Origin of the sequence: Sphingopyxis sp. (assembly GCF_965279755.1) — a bacterium.
GTDB lineage: Bacteria > Pseudomonadota > Alphaproteobacteria > Sphingomonadales > Sphingomonadaceae > Sphingopyxis.
The window spans coordinates 257,265-272,366 of sequence record NZ_OZ257261.1; the positions used below are offsets into that span (position 1 = coordinate 257,265).

Sequence of the window (15,102 nt, forward strand, 5' to 3'; positions counted from 1 at the left end):
GCATGCGCTTCGCCATCGCCCTGCCCCTGCTTTTGCTCGCCGCCTGCGGCACCGCGAATTCGCAGCCTGCCCCGCTCGCTGCGGGAACGAACGTCGACCGGTTGCTTGTCGACAAGAGCGACCGCGTGCTGATCGGCTATGCCAAGGGCCGCGAGGTGGTGCGCTATACGCACATCCGCCTCGGCGACGCGCCGGTCGGGCACAAACGTTTCGAGGGCGACGAGAAAACGCCTGAAGGCGACTATATAATCAGCGGGCGCAATCCGAAGAGCGCCTATCATCTGTCGCTCCGCATCTCCTATCCGAACGCCGCTGACCGCGCCTATGCAAAGGCGCGTGGGCGCTCGCCCGGCGGCGACATCTTCATCCACGGTCAGCCGAACGCATGGATCGGCCCGACGATCACGCGCGACTGGACCGACGGCTGCATTGCGCTGCACAATACCGAAATCAAACAGCTGTGGGACGCGGTTCCCGACGGCACGCCCATCACAATCCGACCCTAAGGAACAGATACATGCCTCGCGACATCCTCGTCTTCTACGGCAGCTACCGCCGCGACCGGCAGGGCATCAAGCTCGCGCGCTGGATCGTCGATGCGCTGGCCGCGCGCGGCGACAATGCCGAGCTGATCGACGCCAAGGTCATCGACCTGCCGATCCTCGACCGCCGCTTCAGCGATTACGCGCCGGGCGAGGCTCCGCCCGCAATGGCCGAGCTTGCCGAACGGATCGCGGCGGCCGACGGCTTCGTCTTCGTCACCGGCGAATATAATGGCGGGCTGCAGCCGGGGCTCAAGAATCTGACGGATCATTTCCTGCCCGAATATGCATGGCGCCCCGCAGCGATCGCCTCCTACTCGGCCGGCCCCTTTGCGGGAATCAAATCGGCGACCGCATGGCGCGGCACGCTGGCGGTGCTGGGAATGGTCGTGACCTCGACCGGCCTTTCGCTCGCGCGGATCGGTGGCGCGTTCGATGCCGAGGGTAAACCGGCGGGCGAGGATGGCGGGCGGCTGGAAAAGGCCTTCCCGCGCTTTGCCGACGATCTGGCATGGTGGATCGATGCCGCAAGCGCGCAGCGCGCGAAGCAGGTTACGCCCTTCTAACCCGATTTCAGCTCGGCATTCAGCCGCAGGCTGGCGCGCCAGAAGAAGAAGGCGGGAATCAGGCCAAGCCATGCGGCGCCATAAAGCACCCAGCGGACGCTCTCCTGCCCGGCGACGGGTTGCAGTGCATCGGACAAAACGCCGAACAGGAAAGGCCCGAAGCCGAGCCCGATCAGATTCTGCCCGAACAGCATGATCGAGGCGGCGACGGCCCGCGCCTGCGGCCGGACCAGTCCCTGGACGCAGGCATAGGCGGGCCCGTAATAGGCCGAATTGAGGATCGTCGGAATGATCAGCAGCGCGACCGCAACACGCCAGTCCTCCATAAAATAACCGAGGAACAGAACCGGCGCTGCGAGCGCCATGCCATAGGCGGGAAAGGTCAGGATGTGGCGTTTGTCGCGTGCCCCGAACTTGTCGGCCAGCTTGCCGCCCAGCCAAGTTCCGAACACGCCGGCGAGGCCCAGCACGACCGCCATCGACAGCCCGGCTTCGGTCGTCGAAAGCCCGTGACTGCGGATGAAGAAGCTGATCGTCCAGAGCGCCTTGCCGTAGCCGAGGAAGGCAACGACCGACGAGGCGAGGAGGATGTATACGAAGGCGCGCGAGGCGAAAATCTCGCGCATCGCTTCGCCGGTCGATAGCTGTGCAGGCTTGGCCGCCATGGCCGGTTCGGCGCGGCGCAGATGACGCGGCTCGCGCATGAAAAACAGGACGACCAACGCCAGCAGCAGCCCCGGCGCACCGACGAGCATCAGCGCGATGCGCCAGCCATAGAGGTCGTTGACGATCCCACCGATGATCAGGCCGAGCAGCGAACCGATCGGCACGCCCAGACCGTAAAAAGCGATGGCCGACGAACGCTTGGCCGGTTCGACACTGTCGGAAATCAGCGAATGCGCGGCTGGCGTGCAGCCGGCCTCGCCTATGCCGACGCCGATGCGAGCGAAGAGCAACTGGACGAAATTCTGCGCGAGCCCGCACACTGCGGTCATTGCTGACCATATGGCGAGAGAGAGAGCTATCAGGCGAACCCGGTTCGAGCCCTCCTTGTCGGCGTAACGCGCGATGGGAATACCGAGAAGGGCATAGAAAACCGCAAACGCCGGCCCCGCGAGCAGGCCCAATTCCGTGTCGCTGAGCCCGAGATCGCGTTTGATCGGCTCGGCGAGGATGTTGACGATCTGCCGGTCGAGAAAGTTGAAGATGTAAACGACGAGCAGGATCCACAGCATCGTGCGCGTATGTGCTGCGACGCTGTCGGAGGGCGGCGAGCCAATGCCGGCGGCAAGGGCAGGTTTATCCGTCATTTTTCTCTCCCGAACGACGAAGGTGCAGGTCGGGGGACAGCGTGTCAACGCCGCTGCGGCAAGTCGGAACAAGGTGCTTGCAATTGCCGCTACGGCTGCCAGCTTGCGCGCCATGCGAAAAATTTTCCTGGCGGCTTCCGCCCCGTTTCTCGTCCTCGCGCCGGCCATGGCGATGCCGCCGCCGCTGCCCGAAATCGCGGGCAAGGATGCCGTGACATTGCAGCAGGAGATGCGCGAGGGCCGGATCAACAGCGAGCTGATCACCGCGATCTACCTCGACCGCATCCTCAAGATCGACGACAACGGGCCAAAGCTCAATGCGGTGATCGCAACCTTTCCCGACGCGATGAGCGAGGCGCGGCGCCTCGACGGAGAGCGCAAGGCCGGCAAGATTCGTGGCCCGCTCCACGGTATTCCTGTGTTGCTGAAGGACAATGTCGAGGCCACCGGGCCGATCGCAACCACTGCCGGCTCGCTGGCGCTGGCGCGGAATGTCACGAACCGCGATGCGCCGCTCGTCGCGCGGTTGCGCGAAGCGGGCGCGGTCATTCTCGGCAAGACCAACCTGTCCGAATGGGCGAATATCCGGTCGGGCAATTCGACCAGCGGATGGAGCGCTGTCGGTGGGCTGACGAAGAATCCGCACGCGCTCGATCGCAACACTTGTGGCTCGTCGTCGGGCAGCGGTGCGGCAGTGGCGGCCGGCCTCGCCGCGCTCGCCATCGGCACCGAAACCGACGGATCGATCACCTGCCCCGCCGGGATCAACGGCATCGTCGGCTTCAAGCCGAGCGTCGGGCTGGTGAGCCGCAGCCTGATCGTCCCGATCAGCCACAGTCAGGACAGCGCTGGCCCGATGGCGCTGAGCGTGCGCGACGCCGCAGCGATGCTGACCGTGATCGCCGGCCGCGACCCCGCCGATCCTGCGACCGCCGAGGCCGACGCGCACAAGCGCGACTTCGCCGCCGCGCTATCGGTGGACGCGCTCAAGGGGAAACGCGTCGGGATACTCCGCGACCGCCTCGGCACCCGCGCCGACATAGCGGCGCTGGTCGATGACGCCGTGAAGGCGATGGAGGCCGCGGGCGCGACGGTGGTCGATATCAAGGACAGCAAGTCGGGGCTCGATGGCCTCGGCGGCGCCGAGCTCGAGATATTGATGACCGAGCTGAAGGCAGACATGGCTGCCTACCTCAGCTCCCTGCCTGATGCGAAAGCCCCGAAGACGCTTGCCGACCTGATCGCCTTCAACAAGGCGCATCCCGAGGAGATGCGCTGGTTCGACCAGTCGCTGTTCGAGCTTGCCGAAAGCAAGGGCGGGCTCGACAGCCCGGCCTATCTGGAAGCGAAAGCCAAGGCGATGCGGCTGGCCGGTCCCGAGGGGATCGACCGGCTGCTCAAGGACAACAAGGTCGATCTGCTCGTCGGAGTGACGAACGGCCCCTCCTGGACCAGCGACCTCGTCAACGGCGATCATTATACGGGGCCGAGCGTCAGCCAGATGCCGGCGGTCGCGGGCTATCCGCACCTCACCGTCCCGATGGGGGCCGTCGAGGGCCTTCCGGTCGGGCTGTCGTTCATCGGGACCAAGTGGAGCGATGCCGAGGTTCTGGCGGCGGGCTATGCCTATGAGCAGGTCAGCAACAAGCGTGTCACACCGACTTACAGGGTCGGAATTGCCCCCTGATCAGCGCCCGCCACGACGCTTTCGCCAGCTCATTTCTTCCAGCTCGAGCAATTCCATCGGGACGTGAATCGCGCGGACCGCGAGCCGGACCTCGACGAGGAACAGGATCAGCGAGACGAGCAGCAGCACCATCGCGACCGCGAAAGCCCATGACGCCGCGACGCCGAGGTTCAGGCCAGTAAAGGCCTGCGTAAACAACAGCGCGACGAGCACGCAGACGACGATCCCGCACGCGACGGCGGAGAGGATCGAATTGTTGATGATCCCCATCCGCCGGTCGGCAATGCGCAGCTCGGCGACGATGCGCTCATGCTCGACGCCTTCACTCTCCGCCCAACGCTCGATCAGGTTGCGCGAACGATCGACAACGCGGGCGAGCCGACCGGCGATGACGTTGAGCAGGCTGCCGGTCGCGACCAGCAGAAATACCGGCGTGACCGACAGCTGGATCGTCTGGGCAATCGCTCCGGCGTCTGGCGCCATCAGCCCGCAGCGACCGAAGGCGTGTTCACGCCATGCATCGCCAGGAATTTGCGGATGTTGCGTGCGGCCTGGCGGATGCGCTGCTCATTCTCGACCATCGCGATGCGGACATAGCCCTCTCCGTCTTCGCCGTAACCGACGCCCGGTGCGACCGCGACCTTCGCGTGGGTGAGGAGCTGCTTGGAAAACTCGAGGCTGCCCATCTCCTTGAGCGCGGGCGGCAGCGGTGCCCAGGCGAACATCGACGCCGGCGGGCTCGGAATGTCCCAGCCAGCGCGCGCGAAGCTTTCGACCATCACGTCGCGGCGCTTCTGATATAGCTCGCGGTTCTTAGCCACGATGTCCTGCGGCCCGTTGAGCGCCGCGCAGGCGGCCGCCTGAATCGGCGTGAAGGCGCCATAATCGAGGTAGGATTTAACGCGCGTCATCGCTGCGATCAGCCGCTTGTTGCCGACCGCGAAGCCCATGCGCCAGCCCGCCATCGAATAGGTTTTCGACATCGAGGTGAACTCGATCGCGACATCCTTCGCGCCCGGCACCTGCAGGATCGAAGGCGTCGGGTTACCGTCGTAATAGAGTTCGGAATAGGCAAGATCGCTGAGCACCCAGACCTTGTTCTCCTTCGCCCACGCGACGAGGCGTTCATAGAAGGCGAGATCGACCGACTCTGCGGTCGGGTTCGACGGATAGTTGACCACGAGGATCGACGGGCGCGGCACGGTGAAGGCCATCGCGCGGTCGAGCGCGCGCCAGTAATTCTCGTCGGGCGTCGTCGGCACGCTGCGGATCGTCGCCCCGGCGATGATGAAGCCGAAGGTGTGGATCGGGTAGCTCGGGTTCGGCGCCAGCACGACGTCGCCGGGACCGGTGATCGCGGTGGCGAGGCTCGCGAGCCCTTCTTTCGACCCCATCGTCACCACGACTTCGCTCTCGGGATCGAGTTCGACGTTGAAGCGGCGCGCATAATAATTGGCCTGCGCCTTGCGAAGGCCCGGAATGCCCTTCGACTGCGAATAGCCGTGCGCGTCGGGCTTCATCGCCACTTCGCAAAGCTTTTCGATCACATGCGGCGGCGGCGGCAGGTCGGGGTTGCCCATCCCCAGGTCGATGATGTCCTCTCCCGCGGCGCGGGCGGCCGCACGCATCGCATTGACTTCAGCGATGACATAAGGCGGCAGGCGCTTGATGCGATAGAATTCATCTTCGGACATGGGAAACTAGAACAACTCCTTTGCGTTAACTGTTGAATTGACGCGAGCGGCAGTCTCGCCAGCCGCATCGCGGCTTGTTATAGGCATAATATCCGCACTGACCAGCAGGAACGAGCATGAGCGACACGGGTAAGGACGACACCGCCGAAGCACCGAATCCCTTCCCTCCTTCGCCCGAAGATATCCAGCATTGGGCAAGCGTCATGGGCCGCGCGCAACAGATGATGCTCGAATATGCGCTGGGTCAGGCAAACCAGGGCAACAGTGCCGCTGCGGGCATGTTCGACCCGGCGAGCTGGCTGAAGAACCCGACAACCCAGCTCTGGGCCGAACAATCGTCGAAGATGTGGGAACAGGGCGTCGCCTTCTGGACTTCGCTCGCGACCCTCAAGCCACCCTTTGCGACCGAAGCCGACGCACCGAAGGACAAGCGCTTCGCCGATCCCGACTGGACAGCAAACCCAGCCTTCGCGCTGATCCGTCAGACCTATGGCATGCTCGCCGAACAATTGCTGACCACGACGCGCACGATGCAGGGGCTGGACGAGACTGCGCGTGCGAAGATGGAGTTCGCTGCCAAGAACATGACCGAGGCGCTGTCGCCCACCAACCTCGCGGTCACCAATCCCGAGGTGATCCGCCGCGCGGTAGAGACGCGCGGCGAAAGCCTGCTCAAGGGCCTGAAGCACATGTTGTCCGACCTGTCGCGCGGCCAGCTGAGCCATGTCGATCCCGACGCGTTTGAGGTGGGCGTCAACATCGCGACGACCCCGGGCAAGGTCGTGCACGAGACCGATCTGTACCAGCTCATCCAGTATGAGCCGACGACAAAGGACGTCCTCACCGTCCCGCTGATCATCTTCCCGCCGTGGATCAACCGCTTCTACATTCTCGACCTCAATCCCGCGAAAAGCTTCGTCGCCTGGGCGGTCGAACAGGGACTGACGGTCTTCATGGTGTCGTGGAAGTCGGCCGATGCATCGATGAGCGAGATCGTGTGGGACGATTATATTGCGGCGCAGGTCGATGCGATCGACACCGTCCGCGACCTGCTCGACGTCCCCGCCGTGCATACGATCGGCTATTGCGTCGCGGGCACAACGCTCGCCGCCACGCTGGCGATGCTCGCCGCGCGGGGCGAAGGCGACAAGGTCAGGTCGGTGACTTTCTTCACCGCGCAGATCGATTTCGAACTGGCCGGCGACCTCAAGATGTTCGTCGACGACAGCTATCTGCAGTTGCTGCAGCAACTGTCGTCGGGCGGGTTTCTCGACGGGCGCTACATGGCGGCAACCTTCAACAGCTTGCGCGGACGCGACCTCATCTGGAACTACGTCGTCAACAATTATCTGCTCGGCAACGACTATCCGCCGTTCGATCTGCTCTACTGGAACGGCGACGTTACCAACCTGCCCGCCAAGTGGCACCGGCAGTATCTGGTCGACCTCTATCGCGACAACCGCATGGTGATCCCCAACAGCCTGACGGTGATGGGCACGCCGATCGACCTCAAGAAGATCAAGACACCCGCCTATATCCAGGCGGGGCGCGAGGATCATATCGCTCCCCTCGCCAGCGTCTGGCGCCTGATGGACCATCTGTCGGGGCCGAAAACTTTCCTGCTCGCGGGCTCGGGCCATATCGCGGGGGTCGTCAATCCGCCCGCTGCAGGCAAATATCAATATTGGACCGGCGACAACAACGCCGCGACACTCGACGAGTTCATCGCAAGCGCGACCGAGACCAAGGGCAGCTGGTGGCCACACTGGATCGGCTGGATTTCGGAACAGGATAGCGCAAAGACCGCAGCAAAAGGATCGCGCATCCCCGGAAAAGGTTCTAAAAAGGCGATCGAGGATGCCCCCGGCCGCTATGTCAAACAGCGGTAATATCGGGAAATTATAAGGCCAACGCGGTCGCGGCACGGAATTTTTGTGCACTGCACAAAAATATCCTTGAAATTCTCGACCCACTCCTATATTGTGCACTGCAACATAAAGGAGTTGTTCCGATGGCTACCAAGATGGATAGTGCCGAAAAGGCTTTCGAAGCCGCGACGCTGGAAACCGCCGCCAAGCCGGTGGCAGCTCCGGTCGCGCCTGCCGTTGCCGCTCCCGCGGCACCCGTAAAAACCAAGACTGTCGCGGCGAAGGCCAAGCCGGTCCAAAAGAAAGCCGCAAAGCCGGCAGCGAAGAAGGCCGCCCCCAAGAAGGCAGCCGCGAAGACCATTGCTCCCAAGCCCGCGAAAACCGCGCCGAAGCCGGCCGCTCTCGCCACCAAAGGATTCAAGACCATGAACGACACCGTCAAGAAGTTCGCCGACGAAGCCAAGACCCGCGCCGAAGCGCTGACCGCCGACTTCCAGGAACGCTCGAAGGAAGCGCTCGCCAAGTCGAGCAAGCTCGCCGAGGAAGCCGTCGAATTCAACAAGGCGAACGTCGAAGCGCTCGTCGAAGCTGGCAAGATCGCTGCCAAGGGCATCGAAACGCTCGGCCAGGAAGGCGTTGCTTTCGCTCGCAAGAGCTTCGAAGACACCTCGGCTGCCGTGAAGGGCTACACCGCCGTCAAGTCGCCGGCTGAATTCCTGAAGCTCTATGCCGAAAACAGCAAGAAGGCGTTCGACGCCGCTGTCGCGCAGACCTCGAAGACCAGCGAGCTCGTCGTCAAGCTGACGAACGAAAGCTTCGCGCCGATCTCGAACCGCGTATCGGTCATCACTTCGAAGATGAAGGCAGCCTAAGGGCCTTCTCTTCCCGTTGGCGCGGGCATCTCTCCCCTCCTCCCCGCCTGCGCCGACAACCTCAAGACCGCTCGCTTCCCACCGGAAGCGGGCGGTTCTTGCTTTTACGGCAATTCGTAAAAAGCGGGCATGACGAACAATCGGTAAAAATGCCGCCGTCCGCCCTCTTGCGATTCCGCCCCGGCTTGCGATATTCCCACATGATGATGCTTCCCGCTTCGATCCCGCACATCGTCCGCGCCATGGCGGGCAAGGATGACGATGCTTCCGGCACCCCCGGCGTCGGCATCGCAACGCGTACGCGCGCGAAGCCCAAGAAGCCCTCGATGTACAAGGTGCTGCTGCTCAACGACGATTATACTCCGATGGAATTCGTCGTGATGGTGCTGCAGCGCTTCTTCAACATGGACATCGAACAGGCGACGCAGGTGATGTTGCACGTCCACCAGCAGGGTGTCGGCGTTTGCGGCGTGTTCAGCTATGAAGTTGCCGAGACCAAGGTCAATCAGGTGATGGAAGCCGCGCGGCAGAACCAGCACCCGCTGCAGTGCACGCTCGAGAAGGCCTGAAATTCTTCGTCATTGCGAGGAGCCGCAGGCGACGCGGCAATATGGAGCTAACGACGTCGGGCTGCGTCGGACGCTGGAGATTGCTTCGCTTCGCTGGCAATGACGGGATAATTAGCCGACCCGAGCCTCCTGCTCGGCCTTGAGCGCGGGCGAAGGCTCCCCTTTCAGATCGCCATAACGCAGCGGCTCGCCGCACCCTGGACAAACGGTCGATGTGCCGACATCGGCGCCGCAAGCGCGGTGGGTGTAGCGCATCGCCGGGCCCTCTTCGCGCTCGCCCTCCGCATAGGCCCAGCGTTCGGCCCAGTTGCGCATCGCGTACAGGACGTCGAACAGATCCTTGCCCTTCGCGGTCAGACGATATTCGTGGCGTAGCGGGCGCTCCTGATAGGCGTGGCGCTCGACCACCCCGTCCTTTTCCATCAGTTTCAGCCGCGCCGAGACGAGCTGCGGACCGAGCCCGGTGTTCGCCGCGATCGCCTCGAACCGCCGCCGCCCGAAAAACAGGTCGCGCAGGATCAGCAGCACCGCGCGGTCGCCGAGCAGTTCGGCCGACCGCCCGACGGGGCAAAAAGTATCCGACAGATCCGCGCGTTTGGGCACTTCAATCAACCCTCTCTCGTCACCCCCGCAAAGGCGGGGGTCCAGCTTGCCTTCGTCCGTACCAACTCTTCAGCTGGATCCCCTCACGGGGATGACGAAAAGAGAAATCACTTGTCACTATGATTATCATAGTTAATATCAGGCGCAAGAGGAGAGTCGTGGATGCCCAATCCCGCAGCCGTCATTATCGGAGCCGGCGACGCCACCGGCGGCGCCATTGCCCGCGCCTTTGCCGCCGAGGGCCTGACCGCCTGCGTCAACCGCCGCGAACGCAATGCCGACGCTCTCGAAGCCTTGGCGCAGTCGATCCGCGAGGGCGGCCTTCAGGCCCGCGCCTTCCCCGGCGATGCGCGAGACGAGAACGCCATGATCGCGCTGTTCGAGCAGGTCGAGGCCGAAGTCGGCCCGGTCGAGGTCGCGGTGTTCAACATCGGCGCCAATGTGAATTTCCCGATCGGCGAGACGACGGTGCGCGTCTATACGAAGGTCTGGGAAATGGCGTGCCTCGGCGGCTTCCTGATGGGCCGCGAGGCTGCGAAGCGCATGCAGCCGCGCGGCCGCGGCACGATTATCTTCACCGGTGCGACCGCGAGCCTGCGCGGCGGATCGGGCTTCTCGGCCTTTTCGGGCGCCAAGGGTGCGCTCCGCATGCTCGCACAGTCGATGGCGCGCGAACTCGGGACGCAGGGCATCCATGTCGCGCACACGATCATAGACGGCGCGATCGATACCGACTTCATCAAGGGCCGCCACCCCGATTTCGACAATGCGAAGGCGCAGGATCTGATCCTCAATCCGGACGCCATCGCCGCCAATTATGTGATGCTCCACAAGCAACCCAGAAGCGCGTGGACGCATGAACTCGACCTTCGTCCCTGGGGAGAGAAATGGTGACCAAAACGCTCGAACTGATCTTCGATTTCGGCAGTCCCAACGCCTATCTGACCCTGAAGGCGCTGCCCGAACTGCTTGATCGCACAGGCGCCGATCTGATCATCACACCCTGCCTGCTCGGTGGCATCTTCAAGGCGACAGGCAACAAGGCGCCGATGATCCAGTATGCCGACGCGCCCGCAAAGCTCGCCTATGAGCATCTCGAAATGCAGCGCTTCATCACAAAGCATGGCCTCACCAAATTCCGCCTCAACCCGCACTTCCCGGTGAACACGCTGACCATCATGCGCGGCGCGATCGTCGCGGAGGATGAAGGCCATCTCGACGACTATATCGACGCGGTGAACCGGGCGATGTGGGAAGAGGGGCTCAAGATGGACGATCCGGAGATAATCGCCGCCTTTCTGTCGGCGAATGGCTTCGACGGCCCCGCGCTGCTCGCCCGCACGCAGGAGCCCGGCATCAAGGCGAAGCTGGTCGCCAACACCGAGGCCGCCGTCGCACGCGGCGCCTTCGGCATCCCGACCTTCTTCGTCGGCGACGAGATATTTTTCGGCAAGGACAGGCTCGGTCAGGTCGAAGCGGCTCTCGCCTGACCAGTAACTCGCGGTCCCTGCCGACGCGGGGACGGTAGTTTTCTACCTGATGCCGACACTCTTTCATCGTCACCCTGAACTTGTTTCAGGGTCCATGGTCTGCCGCTTCCTCCAGCGCAGCGCTGGACGAGAGGTCCGGCCATGGATGCTGAAACAAGTTCAGCATGACGAGATACGTGGAGCAGTTCCCTACCCCAAAGCCGACGATGGCATACCTCAGCTGAAATCGAGCTGGATGATGTCGGTCGGCGTCGCGCGGCAATACATCTCGATCGACTGCGCACCGCTCGGATAGGTCGCTGTCATCGCGGCACGGATGCGCCAGCCGCCATTGCCCTGTTCGAGCGAAACGAGCTTGTCGTACGACAGCTTCGTCCCCCCGGTAGCACCGATCTGGCGCGCGGCGTCGTTCATGCAGTTCTGCACCGACGGACGCGCCGCGCTCGGCAGGCCGCCGAGGTTGGCGCTAAGCGTTGCGGAACCCGTCGATGCGGGCGGCGGCGCGCTTTCCTCGGCCGTGCCGTCGGGCTTCTTTTTCTTACTCGCGAGCAAGGCGAGCAACCCGCCCGCGACAACGATGCCGCCGATGATCAGCCCGGTGCTCGGCCCCTTGTCCTTGTCGGGTTTCGGCCCAGGCAGCGGAGCGAGATTGGCATAGCCATAACCGAATTCGGCGCGGCATCCGTTGGTGACCCAGATATAGCCGGCATCAAAGCCCCATTGCCGCCCGGCGTTGCACTTGCCGCCAAGCTTTCGGAGCAGCTCGACGCGGCCGTTCGTCTGGACGTTGCACTGTTCATAGCGGTTGCCGCGCGACTCGCAGCGCAGCGTTCCGGCATAGTCGCCGCCGGGATAAGTACCGCCGCTCGAATAACCATAGCGGAACTCGGCACGGCATCCGCCGGAGACCCAGATTTCATTGGCATCGAAACCCCAGTCGCGTCCCTTGGAGCAACGCCCGCCGATCACGCGCACCAGCTCGACGCGGTTCGCGGTCTGCACGCGGCAGCGCTGCTGGCGATTGCCATAGGATTCGCAGCGGATCGTACCGCCCCATCCCTGGTCATAACCCGGATAGGTGCTGCCCGGTGGCGGATAGGGATAGCTGGTCTGGGCAAAGGCCGGGACGGCAAACTGGCCCGCAACGAGCGAAGCGGCCGTGATGGCCGTTACGACGGGATTCCGCATAGCTATTTCTCCCCTGTTGAACTCTTTGCCCTACGTTCCTCAATTCCTTCGACTATCGATGCGAAGTGTTTCACATTTTCACACGCGCCGCCACCGCGAAAGCCGAGCACCGCCGCTTGCGCGCTTTCGCGCATGCGCTAAAGCAACGCGATGGATCAGATCGTCATTCGCGGCGGCCAGCGACTCAAGGGCCGTATCCCCATCTCCGGTGCCAAGAATGCGGCGCTCACCCTGTTGCCCTGCGCGCTGCTTACCGACGAGCCGCTGACGCTGCGCAACCTGCCGCGCCTTGCCGACGTCGACGGCTTCGGCCATCTGCTCAACCAGCTGGGTTGCTCGACGACGATCGAGGGCTCGCGTCCCGAGGATTTCGGCCGCGTGATGACTGCGCGCGCGACGACGCTGACCTCGACCGTCGCGCCCTATGACATCGTCCGCAAGATGCGCGCCTCGATCCTCGTCCTCGGCCCGCTGCTCGCACGCGCGGGTGAGGCGACCGTATCGCTTCCCGGCGGCTGTGCGATCGGCAACCGCCCGATCGACCTGCACCTGAAAGCGCTCGAAGCCTTCGGCGCCGAGATCGAACTGGCGTCGGGCTATGTGAAGGCCGTCGCCCCCGGTGGCCGCCTCAAGGGCGGCAAATTCACCTTCCCTGTCGTGTCGGTCGGCGCGACCGAAAATGCGGTGATGGCGGCGGTGCTCGCCAAGGGCACCTGCATCCTCGAAAACGCGGCGCGCGAGCCTGAAATCGTCGACCTGTGCAATTGCCTCGTCGCGATGGGCGCGCATATCGACGGCATCGGCACCGAAACGCTGACCATCGAAGGCGTCGACCGCCTCCACGGCGCCACCTATCGCGTGATGGCCGACCGGATCGAGGCGGGCAGCTACGCCTGCGCTGCGGTGATCACGCAGGGCGATGTCGAACTGGTTGGCGCCAAGGCCGACGAGATGGACGCCACGCTGGTCGCGCTTCGCGAGGCCGGCGCGACCGTCGAGGAAACCAAGAGCGGCATCCGCGTCGCAATGGATGGCCGCGCCGAACCCGTCACCCTGTCGACCGCGCCCTACCCCGGTTTCGCCACCGACATGCAGGCACAGTTCATGGCGATGGCGACGCTCGGCACTGGCGCCAGCCTGTTCACCGAAACCATCTTCGAAAACCGCTACATGCATGTGCCCGAACTGGCGCGCATGGGCTGCGACATTCAGGTCAAGGGCCGCACCGCGATCGTCCGCGGCGTTGAGAGCCTCGTCGGCGCACCGGTCATGGCAACCGATCTTCGCGCGTCGATGAGCCTGATCATCGCGGGTCTCGCCGCCGAAGGACAGACCGAAGTCAACCGCATCTATCACCTCGATCGCGGGTACGAGCGGCTCGAGGAAAAGCTGCAGGCGGTCGGCGCCGATATCGAACGGATCAGCGCGGGGTAAGATGTTCGGCGCGGCCATAGGCGCCGCGCACATCGCCCTTGATCCAGTCGCCGAGCAATTTCAGATAGCCATCGGTGATCCGCGTGACGCTGCGCGACCCGTCGGCGTTCGTCGTGAACTCGAACATGCCGTGATCGGTGTCAGGGAAAAGATACACATCGACCGGCTTACCGGCTTTCGCCAACCCCATCAGCGCGCCGCGCGTCGTTTCGATCGGCGCCTGGCGATCCTCGCCCGCCAGAACCCAGAGTAGCGGTGTATCGAGCTTCTTCAATGCCGCGACCGCGTCATAATCCCAGATCAGTTCCAGATTGTTGACGCGTGCCCGGCCGATGCGGCGCAAATCGTCACTTGGAATGCTCGCAATTTCCGGGCTATATTCTCCCTTGATCTTCGCCGCCCACGGCTTGTCCGCCATCTCGCGCCGCACCGCGTCGAGCGCGTCATAGCCGGTGCGAAAATCGGACAGCAGCAATCCCGCCGTCGCCTGCGACAGGCGGTTGACCAGCGCGACGGCATCGTCGCCCAGCCCCGCCGCGCGAACCTCCAACACCATCTGTTCGCGGTCCTCCTCTATCGGCGAAGCCACAAGGCCGAACCCGATGGCAACGAAATCGGCCTTGGTACGCGTCGCGGCGAGCGGCGCGACCCAGCCGCCCTGACTGCCGCCGAAAAAGCCGCTGCGCCCGTAATGCCCCGCCGCCATGCTGCGCGCGTGATCGAGCGCGTGCGCCGCATCCTCGGCGAGCAGTTCGAAATTCTGGGTATATTCGCCCTCGGACCCGCCGGTGCCTCGCTTGTCGTAAACAAAGACCGAAACCCCCTGCGCCGCCATCGCATAGCCATAGGCGCTGCCGATCGGCGAGGTGCGTTCGGAACCGTGCACCATGACCACGAGTGGCCGCGTCGCGTCGGGCGCGCCCGGCGGCTCGATAAGCACGCCGCTCATCTTCGTGGCGACGCTATCGAAAGTCGTCGGCGTTTCGCGGAAGGCGATGGGTTTCCACGCCTCGCCTTTGACCGTCAGGGTGTCGGAACCGCAGGTGAATGGCGTTGCCGTATCGGACGTTGCTCCGCGGCGGCCGTCCCGAAACAGGTATCGCAGCCCGGGTGCAGGAACCGCGGGGCTTTTTCCGAGGACGACAAAATCGCCGTCGGGAGAAGCGTAAGTGCCGGGCGTGCAAGCCTGCGCGAAGGCCGGAGTCGCGGGGATGGCCGCGAGCAGAAGAGCGCCAAGGAGGATTTTCACGACGCTGTATTACTAATACAATACAGTTTT

Annotated in this window: 15 protein-coding genes; 9 read left to right on the top strand and 6 right to left on the bottom strand. The window is 63.8% G+C overall.

Annotation, left to right across the window (positions count from 1 at the left end):
• The first annotated feature begins 2 nt into the window (after positions 1-2).
• Positions 3-506 carry a L,D-transpeptidase family protein gene (locus ACQY80_RS01355; protein ID WP_428682878.1) on the top strand — a complete coding sequence of 168 codons (504 nt, stop codon included), beginning with the start codon at positions 3-5 and terminating at the stop codon, positions 504-506.
• An 11-nt stretch (positions 507-517) separates the two neighbouring features.
• Complete coding sequence (locus ACQY80_RS01360; protein WP_428682880.1) at positions 518-1,108, top strand: NADPH-dependent FMN reductase; 591 nt, start codon at positions 518-520, stop codon at positions 1,106-1,108.
• Here the strand turns inward: ACQY80_RS01360 and ACQY80_RS01365 are convergent.
• A complete protein-coding gene (locus ACQY80_RS01365; RefSeq protein WP_428682882.1) occupies positions 1,105-2,418 on the bottom strand; it encodes a spinster family MFS transporter in 1,314 nt (437 codons plus the stop codon). The genes ACQY80_RS01360 and ACQY80_RS01365 overlap by 4 nt on opposite strands.
• Positions 2,419-2,530: 112 nt before the next feature.
• On the opposite strand from ACQY80_RS01365, the gene ACQY80_RS01370 reads away from it, so the two are divergent.
• Entirely contained in the window at positions 2,531-4,105 is a 1,575-nt protein-coding gene (locus ACQY80_RS01370) for an amidase (RefSeq protein WP_428682884.1), read from the top strand.
• Here the strand turns inward: ACQY80_RS01370 and ACQY80_RS01375 are convergent, their stop codons facing one another.
• Together ACQY80_RS01375 and ACQY80_RS01380 are read right to left on the bottom strand one after the other, a co-directional pair.
• Complete coding sequence (locus ACQY80_RS01375; RefSeq protein ID WP_428682886.1) at positions 4,106-4,588, bottom strand: DUF2721 domain-containing protein; 483 nt, start codon at positions 4,586-4,588, stop codon at positions 4,106-4,108.
• A complete protein-coding gene (locus tag ACQY80_RS01380) occupies positions 4,588-5,799 on the bottom strand; it encodes an LL-diaminopimelate aminotransferase (protein ID WP_428682888.1) in 1,212 nt (403 codons plus the stop codon). Before ACQY80_RS01380 ends, ACQY80_RS01375 begins: the two co-directional genes overlap by 1 nt.
• A gap of 116 nt (positions 5,800-5,915) precedes the next feature.
• Between ACQY80_RS01380 and ACQY80_RS01385 the strand changes: the two genes are divergently transcribed.
• The 3 genes from ACQY80_RS01385 (at position 5,916) to clpS (ending at position 9,108) form a co-directional block, all read left to right on the top strand.
• On the top strand, positions 5,916-7,688 hold the full coding sequence (locus ACQY80_RS01385) for a PHA/PHB synthase family protein (RefSeq protein WP_428682890.1): 1,773 nt from the start codon (positions 5,916-5,918) through the stop codon (positions 7,686-7,688).
• 122 nt (positions 7,689-7,810) lie between these two features.
• Positions 7,811-8,539, top strand: coding sequence for a phasin family protein (locus ACQY80_RS01390; RefSeq protein ID WP_428682892.1), 729 nt, complete (start codon positions 7,811-7,813; stop codon positions 8,537-8,539).
• Between the two features lie 203 nt (positions 8,540-8,742).
• Positions 8,743-9,108: an ATP-dependent Clp protease adapter ClpS gene (clpS, locus tag ACQY80_RS01395; protein ID WP_428685713.1), complete on the top strand. Its 366-nt coding sequence runs from the start codon at positions 8,743-8,745 to the stop codon at positions 9,106-9,108.
• A 111-nt stretch (positions 9,109-9,219) separates the two neighbouring features.
• On the opposite strand, the gene ACQY80_RS01400 is transcribed toward clpS, so the two are convergent.
• The gene (locus ACQY80_RS01400) at positions 9,220-9,711 is read right to left on the bottom strand and encodes a winged helix-turn-helix transcriptional regulator (RefSeq protein WP_428682894.1); all 492 of its coding nucleotides are present in this window, start codon (positions 9,709-9,711) and stop codon (positions 9,220-9,222) included.
• 162 nt (positions 9,712-9,873) lie between these two features.
• Here ACQY80_RS01400 and ACQY80_RS01405 point away from each other — a divergent pair, with 162 nt between their 5' ends.
• Positions 9,874-10,605, top strand: coding sequence for an SDR family oxidoreductase (locus tag ACQY80_RS01405; RefSeq protein WP_428682896.1), 732 nt, complete (start codon positions 9,874-9,876; stop codon positions 10,603-10,605).
• The gene (locus tag ACQY80_RS01410) at positions 10,599-11,201 is read left to right on the top strand and encodes a 2-hydroxychromene-2-carboxylate isomerase (RefSeq protein ID WP_428682898.1); all 603 of its coding nucleotides are present in this window, start codon (positions 10,599-10,601) and stop codon (positions 11,199-11,201) included. Before ACQY80_RS01405 ends, ACQY80_RS01410 begins: the two co-directional genes overlap by 7 nt.
• 216 nt (positions 11,202-11,417) lie before the next feature.
• On the opposite strand, the gene ACQY80_RS01415 is transcribed toward ACQY80_RS01410, so the two are convergent.
• Positions 11,418-12,389 carry a DUF3011 domain-containing protein gene (locus tag ACQY80_RS01415; protein ID WP_428682900.1) on the bottom strand — a complete coding sequence of 324 codons (972 nt, stop codon included), beginning with the start codon at positions 12,387-12,389 and terminating at the stop codon, positions 11,418-11,420.
• A gap of 150 nt (positions 12,390-12,539) precedes the next feature.
• Between ACQY80_RS01415 and murA the strand changes: the two genes are divergently transcribed.
• A complete protein-coding gene (gene murA / locus ACQY80_RS01420) occupies positions 12,540-13,823 on the top strand; it encodes a UDP-N-acetylglucosamine 1-carboxyvinyltransferase (protein ID WP_428682902.1) in 1,284 nt (427 codons plus the stop codon).
• Here the strand turns inward: murA and ACQY80_RS01425 are convergent.
• Positions 13,810-15,072, bottom strand: coding sequence for an alpha/beta hydrolase family protein (locus ACQY80_RS01425; protein WP_428682904.1), 1,263 nt, complete (start codon positions 15,070-15,072; stop codon positions 13,810-13,812). The genes murA and ACQY80_RS01425 overlap by 14 nt on opposite strands.
• Between the last annotated feature and the right edge of the window lie 30 nt (positions 15,073-15,102).